General features: G+C 46.6%; 12 protein-coding genes. 1 reads left to right on the forward strand and 11 read right to left on the reverse strand.

The features are described 5' to 3' along the window. Positions 1-354: 354 nt before the first annotated feature. The 6 genes from ORJ01_RS07175 to ORJ01_RS07200 all read right to left on the reverse strand — a co-directional run bounded on the left by ORJ01_RS07175 (position 355) and on the right by ORJ01_RS07200 (position 11322). Positions 355-3300, reverse strand: coding sequence for a TonB-dependent receptor (locus ORJ01_RS07175; RefSeq protein WP_306177450.1), 2946 nt, complete (start codon positions 3298-3300; stop codon positions 355-357). A gap of 25 nt (positions 3301-3325) precedes the next feature. Further along, the gene (locus ORJ01_RS07180; protein WP_306177451.1) at positions 3326-5974 is read right to left on the reverse strand and encodes a glycoside hydrolase family 16 protein; all 2649 of its coding nucleotides are present in this window, start codon (positions 5972-5974) and stop codon (positions 3326-3328) included. Positions 5975-6214: 240 nt separating this feature from the next. Then, positions 6215-7510, reverse strand: a complete 1296-nt coding sequence (locus tag ORJ01_RS07185; protein WP_306177452.1) for an MFS transporter — start codon at positions 7508-7510, stop codon at positions 6215-6217. 82 nt (positions 7511-7592) lie between these two features. Further along, the gene (locus ORJ01_RS07190; RefSeq protein WP_306177453.1) at positions 7593-8594 is read right to left on the reverse strand and encodes a LacI family DNA-binding transcriptional regulator; all 1002 of its coding nucleotides are present in this window, start codon (positions 8592-8594) and stop codon (positions 7593-7595) included. Between the two features lie 45 nt (positions 8595-8639). Further along, positions 8640-9965 carry a glycoside-pentoside-hexuronide (GPH):cation symporter gene (locus ORJ01_RS07195; protein WP_306177454.1) on the reverse strand — a complete coding sequence of 442 codons (1326 nt, stop codon included), beginning with the start codon at positions 9963-9965 and terminating at the stop codon, positions 8640-8642. Positions 9966-9990: 25 nt separating this feature from the next. Then, positions 9991-11322, reverse strand: coding sequence for a GH1 family beta-glucosidase (locus ORJ01_RS07200; RefSeq protein ID WP_306177455.1), 1332 nt, complete (start codon positions 11320-11322; stop codon positions 9991-9993). Between the two features lie 264 nt (positions 11323-11586). Between ORJ01_RS07200 and ORJ01_RS07205 the strand changes: the two genes are divergently transcribed. After that, the gene (locus ORJ01_RS07205) at positions 11587-12552 is read left to right on the forward strand and encodes a glycoside hydrolase family 16 protein (protein WP_306177456.1); all 966 of its coding nucleotides are present in this window, start codon (positions 11587-11589) and stop codon (positions 12550-12552) included. 56 nt (positions 12553-12608) lie between these two features. Here ORJ01_RS07205 and ORJ01_RS07210 read toward each other — a convergent pair whose 3' ends face one another. From ORJ01_RS07210 to ORJ01_RS07230, 5 genes are all read right to left on the reverse strand, one after another. After that, positions 12609-14099: a tryptophan halogenase family protein gene (locus tag ORJ01_RS07210; RefSeq protein ID WP_306177457.1), complete on the reverse strand. Its 1491-nt coding sequence runs from the start codon at positions 14097-14099 to the stop codon at positions 12609-12611. A gap of 13 nt (positions 14100-14112) precedes the next feature. Beyond that, on the reverse strand, positions 14113-15111 hold the full coding sequence (locus tag ORJ01_RS07215; RefSeq protein WP_306177458.1) for a cupin-like domain-containing protein: 999 nt from the start codon (positions 15109-15111) through the stop codon (positions 14113-14115). 1 nt (position 15112) lies between these two features. After that, on the reverse strand, positions 15113-15820 hold the full coding sequence (locus ORJ01_RS07220) for a SapC family protein (RefSeq protein ID WP_306177459.1): 708 nt from the start codon (positions 15818-15820) through the stop codon (positions 15113-15115). A gap of 10 nt (positions 15821-15830) precedes the next feature. After that, positions 15831-17438, reverse strand: a complete 1608-nt coding sequence (locus ORJ01_RS07225) for a tryptophan halogenase family protein (protein ID WP_306177460.1) — start codon at positions 17436-17438, stop codon at positions 15831-15833. Between the two features lie 61 nt (positions 17439-17499). Beyond that, entirely contained in the window at positions 17500-20457 is a 2958-nt protein-coding gene (locus ORJ01_RS07230) for a TonB-dependent receptor (RefSeq protein WP_306177461.1), read from the reverse strand. Between the last annotated feature and the right edge of the window lie 106 nt (positions 20458-20563).

Genomic DNA, 20563 nt, shown 5'->3' on the forward strand with positions numbered 1-20563 from the left:
ACTCAACCGCTCACTTTAAGGGTGCCTCTGCTATGCTGCCTGTTACGCCCTTTGTTATTCAATTGCCGCTCAGCGCTTATCCTTGTTAAACCTTACTGACATATTGCAAGGTGGGCGCTACCTATAAAAGGTGGGTTTACTTGCCGTAGGCTAATACAAGTGGTAATGGGCATCATGTAAACAAGAGCAGGGTGTTGAGCATGAAGAGTAACGGCGCGGATAGCAGCAAGAAAAGACACTCAGCAAACAGCGTAGCAGCATGATACGCCAAGCTCATTTGGTTTTAATACAAAGGTTAAGACAAAAAAAGTGCCCGCAAGCGGGCACTAAAGAAACAACAGGGAGAAGAAACGCTTAGAACCGGTAACGGGCACCTAAGATATAACGTGGACCATATTGACGAGCAAACAGGAACTGCTCTTCGTAACGGCCGTAACCTTGCTCGGTTTCATTTGTTAGGTTGATCCCTTCAAAGAACACGGTAAAGTTATCAGTGACATCTTTGTTGATGCTGATGTCCCATTGCGCATAAGCCTTAGCAAACTGCGGTGGTGCATCAGACGAACCTTGGCTCTGGCCTACCCCGATTAAATAACTGTCACGCCAAGCGTAAGTTAATTTTACTGACCAACCATAGTCTTCATAGAATAACTGTAAGTTAGCAGAGTTACTCAGGCCGACTAACGGTGTTTGTTGCGTTAAACTTTCAATATCAAATTCAACGTCACCATTAACGATGGTACCGTTAACACCAAAACCAAAACCGGTTTCACCTAGCATATGCTGCCAAGCGGCTTCGATACCATCTACCGTCTTAGTATCATCGATGTTTTGTGGTTGGCTAATACTCCAAACAATTAACGGATCAGCACTGGTCGGTGCAATTGCACCGTTAGCATCACCATGGCCATTGGCTAACAACTGATTATAAATAGCCGTGTCGGTAGGTTGTTCTCCGCGCGCCGTAATATCAGCAACCGCTTGTTGATAACGTGGACCATTTAGAATGTCATTTAAACCTTCGATAGTAATATCTGTAATGGTATTACCGATAAAGTTTTTCACGCTCTTCCGATAGTAACCAATGGCGGCATAACTACCCGGTGCGTAATAATACTCTAGGCTTAAATCGAGGTTCGTTGACTCATACGGTTGCAGATTAGTATTACCCTGGCCACCACTACGCGAACCGGGTTTTGGACTGCCACTTAAACTACGACCGCCAGCCAAAGCACCTAAAGGTGCGCGAGTGATACTTTTACCAATTGATAAACGACTGACTAAGTCGTCAGTAATATCAACCCGTAAATCCATCATCGGCAATAAGACGTTATGGGAACCGGTCAAGGTTAAGTAGTTGGCATCACCCGGCTCATATTGCATAATCCATTCAGATGGGCTAACCCAATTTACTTGGCGCTCTACATCTTGCAGCACCGTACTTGTCACATCGGTTTGTTCATAGCGTACACCAACATTCAGCTGTACCGGGAAATCTGCCACTTCAAATTCCCATGCAGATTGTAGGTAGATACTGTCTGTTACTTCTTGTACATAACTTTCGCCGTAAGGGCCATAAAAGGCATCTGGCACATACGCATTGTCGCCTAGCAGTGTTTCAGTTAAATAAGCAGTTTGCCGAGCCACGGCTTCATCGTAGCTATAGCTGTAGTAATAATTACTGACTAAGCCATTGCCACCACCGGCAAATTGATCAAGGAAATTACCGGTATCACGCCGAGTAAACATGCCGTCTGGGAAAATAAACGTATAGCTTGGGTTAAAGCCTGGGCCACCACGTAAGCCACTCCAAGCGTTTGAACCACTTAAGTTTTGATCAGTACGAGCAACACCGCCTTTAATTGAAACCAACGGAATATTAAAGCTCGAGTTAAACCAAGTGCTATCCAACTGAAACTGTTGAATATCTGACTCACCTGGTGAATCAAAAAACTGACTAAAGTTAGAATCAATTTCACCTGGGTTTAATACATTGCTACCGTTACGCCATAAAATGTACGCTTGCGGGATCTCACCGGTACGGTAATCATAAAACTTAGTAATAAGTTGATCAGAACCTAAGATCACCTGGCCGCTATTACCGCTGCCTTTATCGGCACCGTTATCGGTTTTATTATTGGAATCATGAAAGTCGAAACTGACGTTCAAATCATCGGTGATCTGCCAATCCATATTAAAACCGATAGACGCAGCTTTAACTTCAGTGGTGCCTTTACTCGCAGTAAAAGAACCATCATCCCCGCTGATATCAGCAAAAATGGCAGTACCGCGCTCGTCTAGCTCATAAGCATTGATGTTATCGCCAAAGTTATTCCAAATACCCCAACCAATACTTTCACTTCCAACTAAGGCACGGCTGCCAGTGTAATCAAGGGTAAAGGTAATATCATCAGTAGCCGCATATTGAAAGGTAAGCTGACCGGTCGTTCTTTCCCGTTGAAAATCAGCAATGCCGTAGTTCATATCTTTTGGAAAGAAGTAATTGCCGGTTGGTAAACCATCGGCTCCCAGTGGCCGCCGATCGATAACCTCAGTAGGGTTACTAGGCAGCGGCACGTTTGCTTGCCAGCCTTGAATGTTGGCATTTTGGATTTGGAAATCACGACGGGCCGAAGCAAAAGACACTGCCACACCAAAACGATCATCCGCAAAGGTATTGCTGTATAACGCTGAAAACTCAGGGGTAACATCTTCGCCAACTTCATTAGAGCTGTCATGCACAGCTTTACCCATCATGGCAAATTTCTCGCCTGGGCTTGATAGCGGTTTCGAGGTAACGATGTTCACGGTAGCACCTAGGCCACCGCTCGGGTTTTCTGCTCGCGCAGTTTTATATACTTCCAAGGCGCTAACGCCCTCAGAAGACAGGTTTTCTAAGTTAAAGGAACGGGTAAAACCGGTACCGGGCATCTGACGACCATTTAAGGTGATCAAGTTAAACTCAGGGCCGAAACCCCGAACGGTAATTTGGCTACCTTCACCATTTACTCGGCTTACCGAAACACCCGTAATGCGTTGTAATGATTCAGCTAAGTTCGTGTCTGGGAATTTACCCATCTCTTCAGAAGAAATCGCATCAACGACGCCTGACGATTCACGCTTAACGTCCATTGAACGAGCTAAACTTCCCCGAATACCGCGGACTTCGATTATTTCAACTTGCGGCTCAGCTTCAGCAGCAGTTGCTTCTTGTGCCTGTAATGGCAGCATCATACCGGCAGTCAATACTACAGATACCGCTGCAGCTACTCGACTCTTAGTAAAAGTTATTGGTTTCATAATTATCCTACTCTTGTCGCACTGCTTAGTTATTGGCAATTTTTACGTTATCAATTTGATATACCGCGCCCTGGCCTGTACCCCACGCAGGGAAGACCATTAACACATTGATATCACTGATATCGAGGCCGGCATCAAATAGACTTTGCAGTGAAAAACGATAAGTGGCCCACTCACCCGTAACCGGAGCTTGGTTATTATTACCAGAGGCCAAGGGTAACTCGACCGCGGTCGCTGCACCTGTTGACTCTACTTTGAAGAACCACGTGCTGCTGGTATTGGTTGGCGCAGTTACCACCCGCATATCAAAGCTAATGCTGCCATTGGCTAACAGTGGCGTGGCATTAAAGGCGCCATCGGCTTTTGCTAAGAAGCCCAATACGGTTTCTGGCCAACCCAAAATTTCAAACTGAGCCACGTTGCCATACGGCGCACCTGCATCAACCACTTTTGGCGTTGAACCGGCACAACAGTCCCATAGATCCCATTGCGCATTGACGCTATTGCTGAACACATTAAGCGAACCATCACCGTCAGCCGCAGCGTTTGGATTGAAGATTTTTACGTTATCAACACGGAATACTGCACCGTTGCCGGTATCCCAAGCAGGGAAGATCATCAAGACATCGATTGAGCTGATATCTAAACCCGCATCAAACAAACTTTGGATACTAAAGGTGTACGTTGCCCACTGACCTGTTACCGGAGCTTGACCCGCATTACCAGCACTTAATGGCAGTTCAACTGCTGAATCACCACCCGCTGCTTCAATTTTGAACAACCAAGTTGATGCAGGGTTTGTGGGTGCGTTTACTACTTTTACTTCAAACTGCACTACACCTTCAGCTAACAAGGCTGACGCATCAAAAGCCGTACCTGAACCTAAAGGCGCGCGGTTGAAGAAACCTAATACGGTAGGTTGAGGACCCACGGTAAATTCAGCCACAGTACCATGCGCTTCATCGTCCATCACTTCAATTGGGGTGCTACCACCACAACAATCCCATAATGGCCACGCTGGATTCGTTTGATCAGTAAAGATCACTAATTCAGGTGAACTGCTCGGCTGAGAAATTTTTACATTGTCCATTCGATATACTGCGCCATTGCCCGTATCCCAAGCAGGAAACACCATCAGCACATCAATAGCCGACAAGTCTAAGCCCGCTGCATCCAGTTCTTTTAACGGGAAAGTATAGGTTTGCCATTGGCCTGTGACCGGAGCCACACCTTCAGAACTCGCAGTAATCGGTAATTCAACAAAAGTGGTGTTTTCGTTACTTTCTACTTTAAACAACCAAGTAGAAGCCGAGTTAGATGGCGCTGATACCACTTGCATATCAAAACTGATGCTGCCGTTTTCAATTAACGGTGACGCATCAAAAGGCGAAGCCTGACCATTTGGATCGGTGATGAAAGCAGAGCGCGTGATAAAGCCATTTACGGTAGGTTGTGGACCCACTAAAAATTCATAAACATTACCACGGTCGGCATCAACAACCAGCGCAGGGGTAGAACCACCACAACAATCCCAAGCCGGCCAGTTTGGATTAGGCGTGCCATCAAAAATAGTCAAATTACGGGCTATGCCGTCTGAAGGTGGCACTGGAATAGGCGCCTTACCTTCAACTAAGGTTTCGGCATCTTTGTAGCCAGCACGAATGGTTTCACAACCTTTACCGGTGTTAGGGTTTTGGTCGCATTGATACACGCGCACCCATTCCACTTCCATAGTTTGACCATTTGCTAAAGCTGCTTCGTCAATACCTAAGTTATTCACGTTTTCTGGCCAGTTGCCACCAACAGCCAAGTTCATAATTAAGTAAAAACGCTGATCAAAGGGTGCATTATTCCACTGAGTTTCTAGCTCACCGGTAACATTATTAAAGTTTTCAACAAACCAGCCACGGTGGCTTAAACCGATAGCTTCACCTTTGCTGTTGGTACGAACCTTTGAGGCCATTTGCGTTTGATACAAATAATCGTTTACATACCAACGAATTTCGCCTTCCTGCCACTCAATGGCATAAGTATTGAAACCATCGGCTGGATTGGCCGAAGGTAAACTGTATTCTTTACCGCTATTCACATTATTAGGTGAATCTTTACCATAATGCAGCGTGCCGTAGACTTTGTTTTCTACTACACCGTCGCCGTCCACGGTTTTTAAGTTTACCGCTTCAACAATGTCGATTTCGCCTGATTTTGGCCAACCGCCATATACTTCGTCCGTCGACATCATCCACACGGCTGGCCAAGTACCTTGACCCGACGGCATTTTTGCCCGAACTTCAATACGGCCATAACGCCAATCACCCTGATAACGGGTGTTTAGCCGAGCTGAAGTGTAAGGTTGTGGTGCACCCTCTGCTGCAGGTTTAGCCACAATTTTTAAGCTACCGTTAGAAACAAAAACATTTTCTGGGCTATCGGTATAGCATTGTTTTTCCTGGTTTCCGCCGCCCAAACAGTTAATTTCAAAATTCCATTTACGACGATCGATACTAGTGCCATCAAATTCATCGCTCCAGACCAGTTTCCAATCAGATACTGGCTGCTCGGTGTTGACAGCGGTAAAGTCTGAGTTCGTTGTAACGTCTCCGCCACATGCACTTAAACCCGCCAGCAGCGCCAAAGCGGCTAGGGGTTTAGCGTTATTCATTATTTTAGTCATACCCTGAGTTCCTGTTTTTAACCTTGTCACGCCGGCATTTGCCCACAGCAAAGCACCCAATTTCATGTAAGCGCTTACATAAATTAGGCCAATATCATGTAACAGTCAATCAGCTGTTTAAAAAAACCTCAAAAAATATTGGTGAATATGTGCCGAAAAAAGCACGGCTGTGAGCTGATCAAAAATTCAGCAATGCATACAGCACTGGCAAGAAACCTAGTTCAGGGGGCATACGCTGTGTTATGTCGCAGAAAGACGAAAAGTAAAATAAATGGCTACAAGGCTCAGCAGCGCAAAGAAACACAGTACAGCGGTTACTGACCATGCAGCAAACAAGGCCGCTATTGCGCCTACAAGCAACAATAACACGCCCATCAGGCTATTACTTAAGGCAACATATTCGGTGCGTTGGTTACCGGTGGCGATATCAACTAAATACGTTTTACGCCCCAACCTCACCCCAGCATGACTGATGTTTAACCACACAAAGAGTAAAGGGTAAAACCAACTATTCTCAGCAGCGGGTAAATAAACAATCGGCAACACACAGCCCAACATGGTGAAAACCGCGGCCAGTTGCAGTACTTGTTTACTGCTTCGATCAGCAGCTTTTCCCCAAAGACTGGCGCTAACGGCACCTGCCACGCTGCTGGCGAGTAACAGTAACATTAAGGTTTGATGGCTATTATTTTGTTGTTGCGCCAATAACACGACAAAGGGTTGCACTAAGGCTGAACTTAACAACAAACCGCGACAGATAATAAAATTACGTAGCACCTTATCGGTTTTTAATTTACGCACATTTTGCCACGCCGCTTGCATTGCATTAACGCCGCCGTCGCTGGCGCCAGCTTGCTCGCGGATCGCTGAAAACAGTGCGCTTGCGCCAAACCATAATAGCGCTGCTGCCAACAAAAAACCGGCATAAAACCAGCTATGGTGGCTATCTTGCTGCAATAACCATAAAGATATGATTGCGGTGATAACACCTGAAACAGACGTAGCTAAGCCACTTAAACGGCCGCGTCGCCCTTTGGGTACGGTTTTACCCAAGACATCTTTTTGCGCCACCGAATTCAAACCACGCGCCAAACTGAAACAAGCTAGCAATATTAGAATAGCGACCCCCGCTTGAAGCCCCTCCAGCCAAAGGGCAACCAGCGCCATCCCAAGCAAACTGCTAGCTTGCAACACACTGCCCAACACCAAAAAAGCTTTACGTTTAGCAAAGCGCCTAACGTAGGCCCCAATCATTAACTGCGGCAACATTGAACCTGACTCGCGCAGCGGCACCAACCAAGCGATAAAACTGGCTGGCGTACCAAGTGAGGTCAGTAACCACGTTAAGATGGTTTTTGGATTAGCTAATAAGTCGGCTAAGGCGGTGCAGCATTGACTGCATAACAACAATAAATAATTGTTCGGTAAGGCAGTACAAACCTCATCAGGGATATCCTTGCAGGCACGGCCATCAGTATCATCGGCCAACAACTGATAGAGCTGTTTGGTCGGTTTTGCTGCTGGCTGATCTGGCATAGACACTCCAAAATCGGACAAAGCCTTTACAAAGGCTAAACCGCGGCCATCGCCAATGATTGACCCCGGTAATGAGATAGAACTAAATGATAAGGTGAGTTGAGTCGCGACTGATTAAATACGGTTCAAACACTTGCTGCACCTCGGTATCCGCTTGCTGATAAACCTGACTAAGCACCCAACGTGCCGCCATATGCCCCATTGCACTGATCGGATAATCAATGGTGGTTAATTTAGGATAGGTGTAATAAGCAAAGTTAACGTTATCAAACCCGACAACAGAAAAATCTTCAGGCACGCGATAACCTAGCTCACGCGCTGTCGTCAGTGCACCAGAAGCCATTTCGTCGTTAGCACAAACCACCGCGGTAAAGGGCTGTTTGCTTGCAATGATACTCTGTAAGCCTTCGCTACCACCCGTTTCTCGAAAGTCGCCTTCAAAAAATAACCCGGTATTTAGCGCGCAGTGAAACTCTTGTAATGCCCGCTGGTGTCCAGCATAACGCTCGCGCGCATCCGTTTTCCACATTGGGCCAGCAATATAGGCAATCTGCCGATGTCCTTGCTCTAATAAATGCTGAGTGGCGAGATACCCACCCAATTCGTTATTTAAACTGATACAGCGATCGGCTAAGGCATCGATATGCCGGTTTAACAACACAAAAGGCGTATCACCTTGCGCCAACTCAATAAGATAGTCATCAGATACCGCTTCGACATGCAAAATAAGTGCGTCGCAATTGCGGCTTTTTAAAAACTCAATACCGTCTTGCTCGGTTTCTCGTTCACTGTGGCCCGCAGCAATAATCACGTGCTTACCCGCAGCACGAAACTCGGCTTCAATACCGGTTAACATCGCACCATAAAAAGGACCATGTAACTCAGAAACTAAAATACCAATACTATTAGAGCAATTAGAAGCCAATGATTGTGCAATACTATTAGGCCGATAACCTAGCTCTGCCATTGCCGCCAATACTTTTGTCCGTGTGGCTTGCCGCACCGGCGTATTATTGTTCATCACACGCGATACCGTCGCCAGCGACACACCCGCCACTTTTGCCACTTCATAAATGGTTGCCATTTGCGTCCTATTAGCCAAAATTTAACCTCGTTAGCTTAGCACTCGCTAGTGTCGAGCAGCAAGATCAGTGGCGATTTGCTGTACACGGGCATTATACAAGGTATAGCGCGTCATCACGATGGCAACTAACACCGAACAGACGGCTGGCCAGAAAGTAAAGCTAAGTAGTAAGCCGTTCAGCGTTTCGGCAGATTGTGCCTGATTGGCTTGATAACCGTAAACTGCTAACAACCACCCCGCTAAAGCACCACCGACCGCTAAACCTAATTTAATAAAAAATACGATAGAGGAATACACCAAGCCGGTCACTCGAATACCTGTTTTGTAATGACCATAATCAACCGTATCGGCCATTTTTGCCCATAATAACGGCGTAGCCATTTGCAGGAAGAAACTCCAGAAAAAGTGCAGAGCAAACGCCATTTTGATTTGCTCGGGGCTGATAAAGAAACCCAGCACACAGATCACGGCTGAAATAAGTTGCAAGCCAATATAAGCTTTTACTTTATCCACTTTAGTGGACAACCATTGCGCCATCGCCACACCGGCGATATTACCAATCATACCCAGCGTAACAAAGGAGGTGACCAGATCGTCTCGACCTAAAAAATATTTTACGTAATAAATCGCCAGAGTATTTCGCAACACCATACCGGTTAACAAAAATAGCGCAGCAACACATAAAATACGCCACTGATCGTTTTGCCATAAAGTCGACATGCCACTGCGTAATGTGATTTTTTGATTCGCTGGCGCGTGAACTCGTTCACGAGTACCGGCAAAACAGAGCAAAAACAGTATCATGCCTAATAGGCTCATGGCGGCGATGGTCCATTGATAACCCCGCGCCTGATCGCCCTGACCAAAGTATTCTACCAAGGGCAAGGTACAGGCGGTTACTAACAAGCCCCCTAACATACCAAAGATAAAACGATACGTTTGCACCGAAACGCGCTCATTCGGATCGGCCGTTAATACGCCACCCAGTGCTGAGTATGGAATGTTAATCGCGGTATAGGCCAGCATCAGCAGGGTATATGTGGCAAAGGCATACCAGACTTTACCGTTTTCAGAAAAATCTGGGGTGGTAAAAGCTAAAACACTACAGAAGGCGAAAGGCAACGCCAGCCAAAGTAAGTAAGGCCGATATTTACCATGTCGACTTTTAGTGTTATCGGCCAGTGCGCCCATTAACGGATCGGTCACGGCATCAATGATCCGCACTAACAAAAACATACTGCCGACGATAGCGGGCGAAATACCAAAAATATCGGTGTAAAAAAACGTTAGAAACAACATCACTGTTTGAAAAATGATGTTACTGGCCGTGTCACCTAGGCCGTAGGCTATTTTTTCTTTTTTACTCAGCATAACCGCTCCTGCAAACAGACCCGAGTTAACGCCGGTTAGCGAACACGTCACGTAACGCTATGGCACTATTCTTTAAGGTACGTTGTTGCGTAACATAATCAACATAAACAATACCAAAGCGTTTCGCATAGCCTTCAGCCCATTCAAAATTGTCCATCAAGCTCCAGGCGAAATAACCCTGTATATCAACACCAGCCTTGATAGCATTCTCCGTAGCTTGTAAGTGTTGCTGAAAATAATCTACCCGATGCTGATCGGCGACTTTATCTTGCAGCAAACTATCCGGCATGGCGGCCCCATTTTCAGTAATATAAATGGGCGGCAACGTATAACGCTGGTGCAACGCCAGCAGAATTTCAGTTAAGCCTTTTGGATATATTTCCCAGCCCATATCCGTTAATGGCTGTGTTGTTGGTGGTACATCACTGAACCAGCCTTTTTCATTGGCCCGATAGACAGTGCGGGTGTAGTAGTTTACGCCGAGGAAATCTATTGGTTCAGCAATAATCGCCATATCACCGTCAACCCTTAAAGGTTGTTCATCAGTAGCTAATTCAGCTAACAAAGGAGGGTAGCTGCCTTCGAGTAGCGGTTGCAGATACCACTGATTATGATACTGATCCGCCATCTCGGCCGCACGCACATCGGCTGCACTGTTAGAAGCCGGGTGACACGGGCTAAAATTAAGCACAATGCCATTTTTAGCATGTGGAGCATTTTTCCGCAGCACGCGCATGGCTAACCCATGCGCTAACAACAAATGATGGGCGGCTTGTCGACCTTGTTGCCGATTTTGAAACCCTGGTGCGTGGATCCCCGCTTCATAACTGAGATAAGCACTACAAAACGGCTCATTTAGCGTGGCATAAGAGTACACCTTATCCCCAAAAGCCTTTGTTACGATATCGGTATACTCGGCAAATTTATAAGCGGTGTTCCGGTTTAACCAACCTCCGTGATCTTCAAGATATTGCGGTAAATCCCAATGATAAAGTGTCACGAAAGCCTTAATTTTCTTGGCTTGCAGCGCATCAAGTAACTGCTGATAAAAAGCTAAGCCAGCCTCGTTAATACTGCCATCACGGTTAATCACCCGCCCCCAAGCAATCGAGAACCGATAGGCATCAACACCTAAACCGGCAATCAGCTCAATATCATCACGCCAACGAGCAACATGATCACAAGCAACTTTGCCGTCGGAATTATCTTTGATCCGACCCGGCGTATCACAGAAGGTATCCCAGATGCACGGCTCACGACTATCAGCCGCACCTTCTATCTGAAAAGAAGAGGTTGCTACGCCAAAAACAAAGTTAGGCTGCAATAAAGGAGAGGTTTTTGCTAGAGTTATCTTCATCAGTTCTGCCAAGGTTCGCTAAAGCCGAAAGTCGCTGCAACAATACAAAGTAGTTACTTGCAGCACGGTATTATGCTATATATGAAAGCGCTTACATAATACTAGACGGCCTAGACACTGTCGTCAAATATAATACGCATAAGCGCTTAACGGCATAAAGAGTCACATCACGGATTGTACCGCATATCAGTACAGCAAGCTTTTTAGTTAGACTTTTCTTTTAAAAATAACCCCAGGTGAACACTGGATACCTAAGAGGCAATAATGCGTTTTAATTTACCTTTACTGGCTATTAGTAGCACGTTGGCGTTAGTCGCTTGCAATCAGCTACCCGAACTCAGCACGCCGTCGGCCAACATCGCTTTTGCAGCCCCAGCGGGTTGGCAATTAGTTTGGCATGATGAATTTGAGGGTAAACAGCTCGATCGAAGCAAATGGACCCCAGAGCAAAATTGCTGGGGCGGCGGTAATGATGAGCAACAATGCTATACCGACCGACCAGAAAACATCATGGTAAAAGATGGCCTGTTACACCTCATCGCGCGAGCAGAAAACTTCTCCGGCCCAGATATTGTTGAAGATGCCGCGAGCTTTGATCCCAAGCGACAACGCACCTTACCTTACACATCTGGCCGCATTCGCAGCAAAGGCCAAGGTGACTGGCGTTATGGCCGCATCGACGTCAGCGCCAAATTACCCGGCGGTCAAGGCAGTTGGCCGGCGATTTGGATGCTACCCACCGATAACGTTTATGGTGCCTGGCCGTTATCAGGCGAAATTGACATTATGGAAGCGGTCAATCTCGGCACCCAATCAGATGAAGAAAATGCGGCAATGGGTGAGCCAGAGCGACGCATCCACGGCACTTTACATTATGGCAAACGCGCGCCGAACAATACTTATTCTGGAGAAAGCTACAAATTACCAGCAGGCGCCAGCCCCACTGACGGCTTTAATACCTACAGCATTGAATGGGAAGAGGGTGAAATCCGCTGGTACATAAATGGTGTGCATTATGCCACCCGCACCAGTGCCGATTGGTTTACCGATGCCGCACAAATTATGCCCGGCATAGGTGAGCATGCGCCCTTTGATCAGCGTTTTCATCTTCTGTTAAATTTAGCGGTGGGCGGCAATTGGGCTGGCAACGTTAATGAAAAAGGTATCGACGCTGGCATATTCCCACAACGCATGCAGGTTGATTTTGTCAGGGTTTATCAAAAACTTTGATTAACAAAACAAAAAGCCGCTACAGACGACTGTAGCGGCTTATTTTAAGATTAACGTTATTTGCTCATCGCGGGGCAATAGCTTTGTAAAAACGTCTGATGACTGGGTAATTGCGCCACTAACCGCTGATTTTGCACTTTGATTTGGTTGAGGAAATGACTCAGTTCCTCTTCACTCATTTGATCCACTATCGGATGATAGTGTTCTGGCAGCAAACCTTGGCCCAACATCACTTGCGTCCATGAGTTCTCACCAAATAACTCATTCGGCACTTTAAATACTCGGCCCGTTTCTTTAAACAAACGAATACGATGGGCAAGTGATTCAGGAATAGGCATGCTTTGACAGTGTCGCCAAAATGCCGTGTCGCGCCGCGCCGTCACATTGTAGTGCAAAATAATAAAATCACGAATATTCAGCACTTCATGTTCAGTTTGCTGATTAAACTCATCAACATCTGCTTGGCTGACACCATTAACTGGGAACATTTGTAACAAACGCACGATACTGCGTTGAACCAAGTGAATACTGGTCGACTCTAGCGGCTCAAGAAAGCCACTGGCCAAACCCAAGGCGATACAGTTTTTGTTCCAGTGCTTACGGCGCATGCCGGTTTTGAATTTGATCAGTCGAGGTTCGGTCAGTAACTCACCACTGACATTGGCCAGCAACAACGCTTTTGCCTCATCATCTGAATAATACTTACTGCAATACACTAAACCATTACCGACACGATGTTGCAGTGGTATTTGCCACTGCCAGCCAGCACCGTGAGCGATAGAACGAGTATAAGGCACCGGCTCACGCGTAGCGCGAGTTTGTACCGCAATCGCTGAGTCGCAAGGCAACCAGTGGCTCCAATCATCAAAGCCCGTATGTAAAGTTTGCTCAATTAACAGTGCGCGAAAGCCCGTACAATCAATAAATAAATCGCCAGCAATGCGCTCACCGCTCGTCATCTGTAACGCTGTAATATTGCCGCTTTGCTCACAGGTTTCAACCTTGGCAATTTTACCTTCAATCCGCGTTGCACCATGTTTCTCAGCCATAGTCCGTAAAAACTTTGCATATAAACCGGCATCGAAATGAAAAGCGTAATTTAGGGAACGATTCGGTAAATGCGCAAACTTTGCCGCTTTTGACGCCAATAACTCCGGACAATAATCGCCGTAATCACTGGCTAAGCCGATTTGCTGACCTTTTAACCAGAAATGCTGAAAGCCCGCCGCCCAGCAATCTTGGCCAGTGGTTCCAAAGGAGTGAATGTAGTCTTGGCCTTGATCGCGCCAGTTTTCAAATTGAATACCCAGTTTAAAAGTGGCTTGGGTGGCAGCCATAAATTCTGCTTCGTTGATACCCAGTAGCTTATGCAGCGTCAATAACGGGGGTATGGTCGCTTCTCCCACCCCCACAGTACCAATATCTTCACTCTCGACTAGACAAATTTCAAAATGTTTACCCATTAACTTGGCGATAGCGGCAGCCGCCATCCAACCAGCGGTTCCACCACCGGCAATCACCACGCGTTTAATTGCTTGCGACTGCATTTGGACCTCGTTGTTATCGGTTAAGTTTATTTAACAGTTCAGCACGCACTTGCCATGCCACAGGCTCAGTTAACGAACCTTGCAAACCACGTAAATGTTCAGGAATATGCGCAATTTCTCCTTCACCAAACACATAATGCTCAAAGTGTGCACGCCATGCCGCCTTTTGCTCTGCCGGTAAAGTGTTAATACTCAGCATCGCCAGCTGCAATGCCAGCTGTGGGCTGGGCAAATAACTAGGGCAGTCGCGCCACCAAAAATTCATTAGTACATTGAGCGAGCTTAGCGCTTCTACATGATGCCACCACATACTGGGAATAATGAGCGCATCACCAGGACCAAGTTCTACCACTTGCGCATGTTTCATCGCTTCGGCGAATTTTGGAAATTGTGTCAGATCGGGGTTGGTAAAATCGACCAAACTAATCGCTCGGCCTGCAGGCGAAACATCCAGCGGGCCAATGTACAAATTGGCTAATTGTTCAGGTGGAAACAAGGTGAAACGTCGACGCCCAGCCACTACCACCGCCAAATTTTGCGGCAGATCAGAGTGTGCTGCTACACGACTTTGATTGCCAATCCATAAGCTAACCAGCGGATCTTTGCCCTGTTGCGCCAACGCCGGCACGTGTTGTTGTTGCAACCACTGCGGAAACCAACGCGGTACCAAAGTAGCACCAACATACCAGTGCGCTTTATCCTGTGATGCCGCTAACAATTGCCCAAGTTTGGCATTTACCGGCTGAAAGTTAAAACCACTAAAGTTAGTATTGTAAAATACTCGGCCACCACTACCCGCCTCACTGATATAAGCGGTAAGTGGTTCACCACTATAGTGGCTAAGCAAATAATCATTAATGGCAGGCTGGCCTTGCTTAGCCGCACAAACTGCAGGCCAGTGCGCAGCAAAATCAGGCAAGTGCAGCGGTATCGAACTATTCAGTACATCACTGCTGATGCTATCCGCGGTTACGCCGGTTAAGCTTGCTACCGGTTGCGCTGCAGGCCACATCTTAGTTGCTTGCCAACAGCTGATTCTTAAAACCAATCAACCGCGCAAACTGTGCTTGCGAAGCTAGCATCATGTAAATGGCCTCTAAATAACCCGCCTGCTTTAACTGCAACAATTGCTCGCCGCTCAGTTGCGCTAACCGTGGCTCGTTAATCGTATAGAAACAATGCAAACTGTGCTGTTGGCCATTATTTAACGTAACATCCAGTACAAAAGACTCAATCAACTCCAGTGCCAATAGTTGCTGCGTAAAGACCTTAGCGTCGGTAATGCCATGATGCAAAGTCTCTAATTGTGCCGCCACTTGCTGCAAATAAGACGTTTGACCACCAAACTCTAAAAACAACGGCTCACCCGAAGCGCTATTGACTCTCGGATGCGAGGTATCGATATTGATCACGCGCTCACCCTGTTGCAGGCCAATGGTAAAAGGCTCACGAAGGATATCTAGCGGCACATAACCCGCTTGCCATCCTTGCTGCTGCAAAAATAGGTTTTCACCCGATTGAAAACCGAGCAGTAACACCGGCATAAATTGGCCGCTTTGGCCGTCTTTATAAAATAAGACGGGGTAATAGGCTTGGGCAGCGCGGAATTCAGCTGGAAAACTCAAACAAAACATTTTGTTATCGCCAAGCTCTAGGCTGCGCTCAGTAAGGATTTTCACACCAAGATGGTCAACGTTATTCAGTAATTCGATAGTAGCCATCGGCTCCCCTTTAAATCTTTTGTAAGCCATGAGCTTTAATTTGGTTTAATAATTCGCGATTACTGACCAAGCCCGCTCTGAGTTGTTGTGTTTTTTGTTGTACTTCGGCAAACGCTTGGTTAGCACGTAATCCTAAGCTTGCCTTTATTGGCCGCTCACTACTAGGTAAATGTCGCATGCCATACAAAATATACTGATAACTGGCAGCCGGAAATAATTCTTCAGCCATGGGTAAATCATAACGACTTGGCACAAATTGTTGCCACATCATCAACTTTTCTTGCAGTGACGAAGGTATCGAGCTGTCGGCACGCTGGGCCAACCAATAGTCGCTATCATCACGTGTCGACAACACGTAATGCAACTTTAAAAACTCGACGATTTGTTGCCAACGATAGCTAAAGGTTTGATTAAAGCGCTCACCGATCACGGCCTGTTGTGCCAAACTTCTTGGCAATTGCTCGCTAATAAACTTGGCTGATAATTCAACCATCACCAAGGCAGACGCTTCCAGCGGTTCAATAAAGCCTGCCGCCATGCCGACTGCCACACAATTGTGCCGCCAAAACTGTTGGCGATAGCCCGGCGTAAACCGAATAAGCCTCGGCTGGTAGCGGGCTGTAAATGCCTGCTCTGATAGTTGCAGGTAGTGCGCAAGCGTGCTGACCGCCTGATCCTCGCCGGTATGGCCACTGTGATGCACAAAACCGACACCGCGACGGGTTGGTAAGCCGATATCCCATACCCAACCTTGTGATTGGGCAGTGGCCAAGGTTGCAGAGGCAATTGGCGTACGTTCATCCTCATAAGGCACCTGCACTGCCAAGGCACTGTCGTTTAACAAACAGTTTTGCACACTGACCAGGGGTGTTTGATAATGCTGGCCGATAAGTAAACTCTGTAACCCCGAGCAGTCCACAAATAGATCACCGGTTAAAGCACCATGCTCAGCCGTTTGCAAGGCGGCAACACGACCATCTATGTGGTTATGCACGGCAACAACATCATCCACAATATGCTTCACCCCAAGCCGTTTGGCATGCCGGCTTAGTAAGGCAACAAACTTTGCTGCATTAAGGTGATAGCCATAATTTTGTAAAAAGGCATATTCTGGAGTCGCGATGCGTTTGGGTGCTAAACCCGCAGCAATCACGGCAGGCTGGCTTGATACAGCAGCAGCAAACTCGACTTGCTGATGATGACCAAACCAAAAGTCAGCAATATCTAACTCATTGGCAGCTACTGGTGGCGTAAAAGGATGGTAATAACAATCTTGTGGTGATGAGCTACGCCATTGGCGAAACACACTACCTTGTTTAAAGCTGGCATCGCAGCTGAGAATAAATTCTGTTTCAGAAATTCCAATTCGCGCTAATGTCGCGCGCATTGAAGGCCAAGTCCCCTCGCCAACACCAATGGTGGGCACAGAGGCAGACTCGATCAAACTGATATTTACATGTGGGTCTGTTTGATGATCTGCAGCTAAGATAGCTGCAGTAAGCCAACCCGCACTACCACCACCGACAACCACAATATCCACCTGCCTTTTAAAAAAAGGCTTTTTATTTTCAGTGTTTGCGGGATTATCTGTTGCGAGTGACTCGTTTGCTTGCATCATAACTACTTCTTGTAAAAAGTAGCCATCTTACGATGGCTACTTATTTCAGGACAACGACATCTTAGAACGAATAACGCGCACCGATGGCAAAACGACGACCTGTTTCAGTATAATTCACTAATTGTAGTGTATTACGTTCATGAGAACGTACTGACTCGTCAGTTAAGTTAATGGCTTCAATAAAGAACGTTAAGTTCTCGGTATAATCGTAGCTGGCACTAGCGTCCCATTGACCATAAGCTTCAACGTAAATAGGGTTTTGCAAACCTAAAGTATTCACTGTGGAGGCAAGGAACTTGTCACGCCAGTTATAGGCCAAACGCGCTTGGAAACCGTCTTTATCGTAGAAACCGACGACGTTGTAGGTATCACTCATACCTAATAACGCAAATTGCTCGCCACGACTGAAGTTGTCGTATTCAAAGTCACCATCAACAAAAGTTGCGTTGGCAATCACACCAAAGCCTGTTTCGCCAAATAAATGTTGTAAGGCTAATTCCCAGCCGTCTAAATTCGCATCATCTTGGTTAACCGGAATAGTGATATCAAATGTTGCAGCAGTATCGCCAGGTACACCTAAGATAAAACCGTTTGCGTCAACCGTATCAGGGTAATTGGTTCTGATGTAGTTACGAATCGCTGTAGCATTATTGCCGACGGCAGCAACGGCTTCAGCATAACGAGGGCCTTGTGCCGGATGCGGTAAATTAAAGGTTTGCTCTTCAACGGTAGTACGACCGATAAAGTTCTTGGCTTTTTTGGTGAAGTAACCCACGGCCATGTAACTGCCTTCGTCGTAATACCACTCTAAAGACAAGTCTAGGTTGGTTGATTCAAACGGGTCTAGATCAGGGTTACCACGTCCACCGGTACCACCGTCAATCCGCACTAAGGCATTCAGCGTTTGTCCACCTTGGATATCGGCATAGCTTGGACGAGCCAATGTTTTACTGACCGAGGTACGGAAAATTACATCTTCAACCACTTCAATGTTGAAATCGACATTGGGCAGTACGTTAGTGTAATCACCGGTTAGCTCAGTAAAGTCACTTTCACCAGTGCTGATCAAGTTGAATTCGTTATCACCTGCCCAAGCAATACCACTGTAGACCGGTACTAAGGCGTTTGATGTAACGTCGGTTTTCTCGTAACGCACACCCGCGGTTAAGCCATAAAAACGCTCACCAATTTCACCGGAGAAATTTAACTGCACATAAGCAGCTTTTTGTTCTTCCGTAGTACGGCGGTCCGTGGTCATGTTAGACGACGCACAGAATGACGTACCGCAATCGCCCACCGCACCTAAAGCGCCGTAGGTATCATTGGCTATTTGACGAATAGTATTAAAGTCCCAACGGAAGAACTCTTTTAACATATCGCTGCTGGTAGAAGCGTTGAAGTTATCGCCTAACTGGTCAAGCTTGAACACTGACGGGTCGATATCACCCGCCGCGCCTAAACCACCCCAGTTATCCTGTTGCACGTTAGAGAACGCTGAACGGTTTTTGGTTTCTGAACTTGTTACACCAAAATCGATACTGTTTAAGATGCCATCGTCAAACGAATAGTTACCGCGAAGTTGCAGTTGGTCGATGTCACTGCGCATTTGGCTATTGCGGAATGAACTACCCGTTACCCGCATGTCTTCACCGCGAATACCCGTAAAGCCAGCAGGGTAACCAATAACCAATGTAGGCAAGTCGGTGTCAAAACGTGCGGAGGTTAGAGTACGCACGAACGTCGCCATACCAATAACGTTGTTGCTACCAAAGGGGCTGTTTGGGCTAGAATCAGCTGACGAGCTATGATAGTCCAACTCTAACTTTAAGTTGTCACTTGCTTGCCAGTTAACATTGAAACCTAAAGACTTATTCTCGTTTACGGTTGAGAACTGCCCACCCCCCATGGCTAAATCGCCAGGAGCACCAAAAGCTTCAGAATAGACAATGGGTGCTGCTACTGAGCCATCGCTCCACACACCTGAAGAAGGGCCGAAGTTAAACCAGGCAGAAACATCATTGTAACGATCTGACACTTCATTTTTTGCATAAGTGTAATCTAAGGTTGTTCTTACTGAGTCAACCGGTTGATACTGCAGTACTAACTGACCATTAGTACGGGTTCTTTCTACTTCATGAAACGCATAACCTAAGCTTTGTGGTACGGAGTAGATTGAGTCAGCAGCTGGGTAATTTTGATGAGCATTGGCACCATCAGGGATTAAACCACCCCAATCTGCATTACCACCATCCCAGTCAAAACCATTTACGGTGCCAGGAAAAGTTCGCCAGCCGCCGCTATTGGCTTGCTTGTTGCCGCTATCACGCTGCTGGTATGAGCCGCTAATGGCGACACCAAATTTGTCGTCATTAAAAGTATTGCTGTATAAGCCTGATAGCTCTGGCGTGATGCTGGCGCCTTCGTCAGTTGACTGGTCCATTACACCTTTGATACCAAAGCTGGCTTTCTCGCCGGGAGCATTCAATGGTTTAGTCGTTAAAATGTTAATGGTTGAGCCCATACCACCGGTAGCGATAGTGGCACGACCCGTTTTATACACTTCAACTCCTGAAATACCCTCAGAAGCGATGTTTGCAAAATCATACGAACGAGAAGATGAGGCTGAGGTCGCTTCCAGTGACGAAGCGGGCATTTGCCGGCCATTTAACATCACTAAGTTAAAATCTGGGCCAAAACCTCGCACCGTAACGCGGCTACCTTCACCGTTTGAACGGTCGATAGCCACACCCGTGATCCGTTGCAAGGATTCTGCAAGGTTAGTGTCTGGAAATTTACCAATATCTTCTGCAGAGATGGCATCAACCACGCCGACAGAGCTGCGTTTCACATCCATCGACTTAATTAAACTGCCACGAATGCCCGAAACTTGAATTATTTCAATATCACTGTTTTCGTCCGCAGCGGCTTCTTGCGCGAAACCAGGCGCCATCATGCCGGCGCCTGTAATCAGTGACAAACTCATCGCTATGCGCGACAGCTTGAAACGTGTTTGATTCATACCTTTCTCCCGTGTTTCCTGTATTTTTGCTATTTTATTATATGCTTCGCTTACATTTTAATGACATTTGCAGGCACAAAAATGTAAGCGCTTACACAACTTAGTT

Source organism: Alishewanella sp. SMS8 (genome assembly GCF_030737935.1).
Taxonomy (GTDB): domain Bacteria; phylum Pseudomonadota; class Gammaproteobacteria; order Enterobacterales; family Alteromonadaceae; genus Alishewanella; species Alishewanella maricola.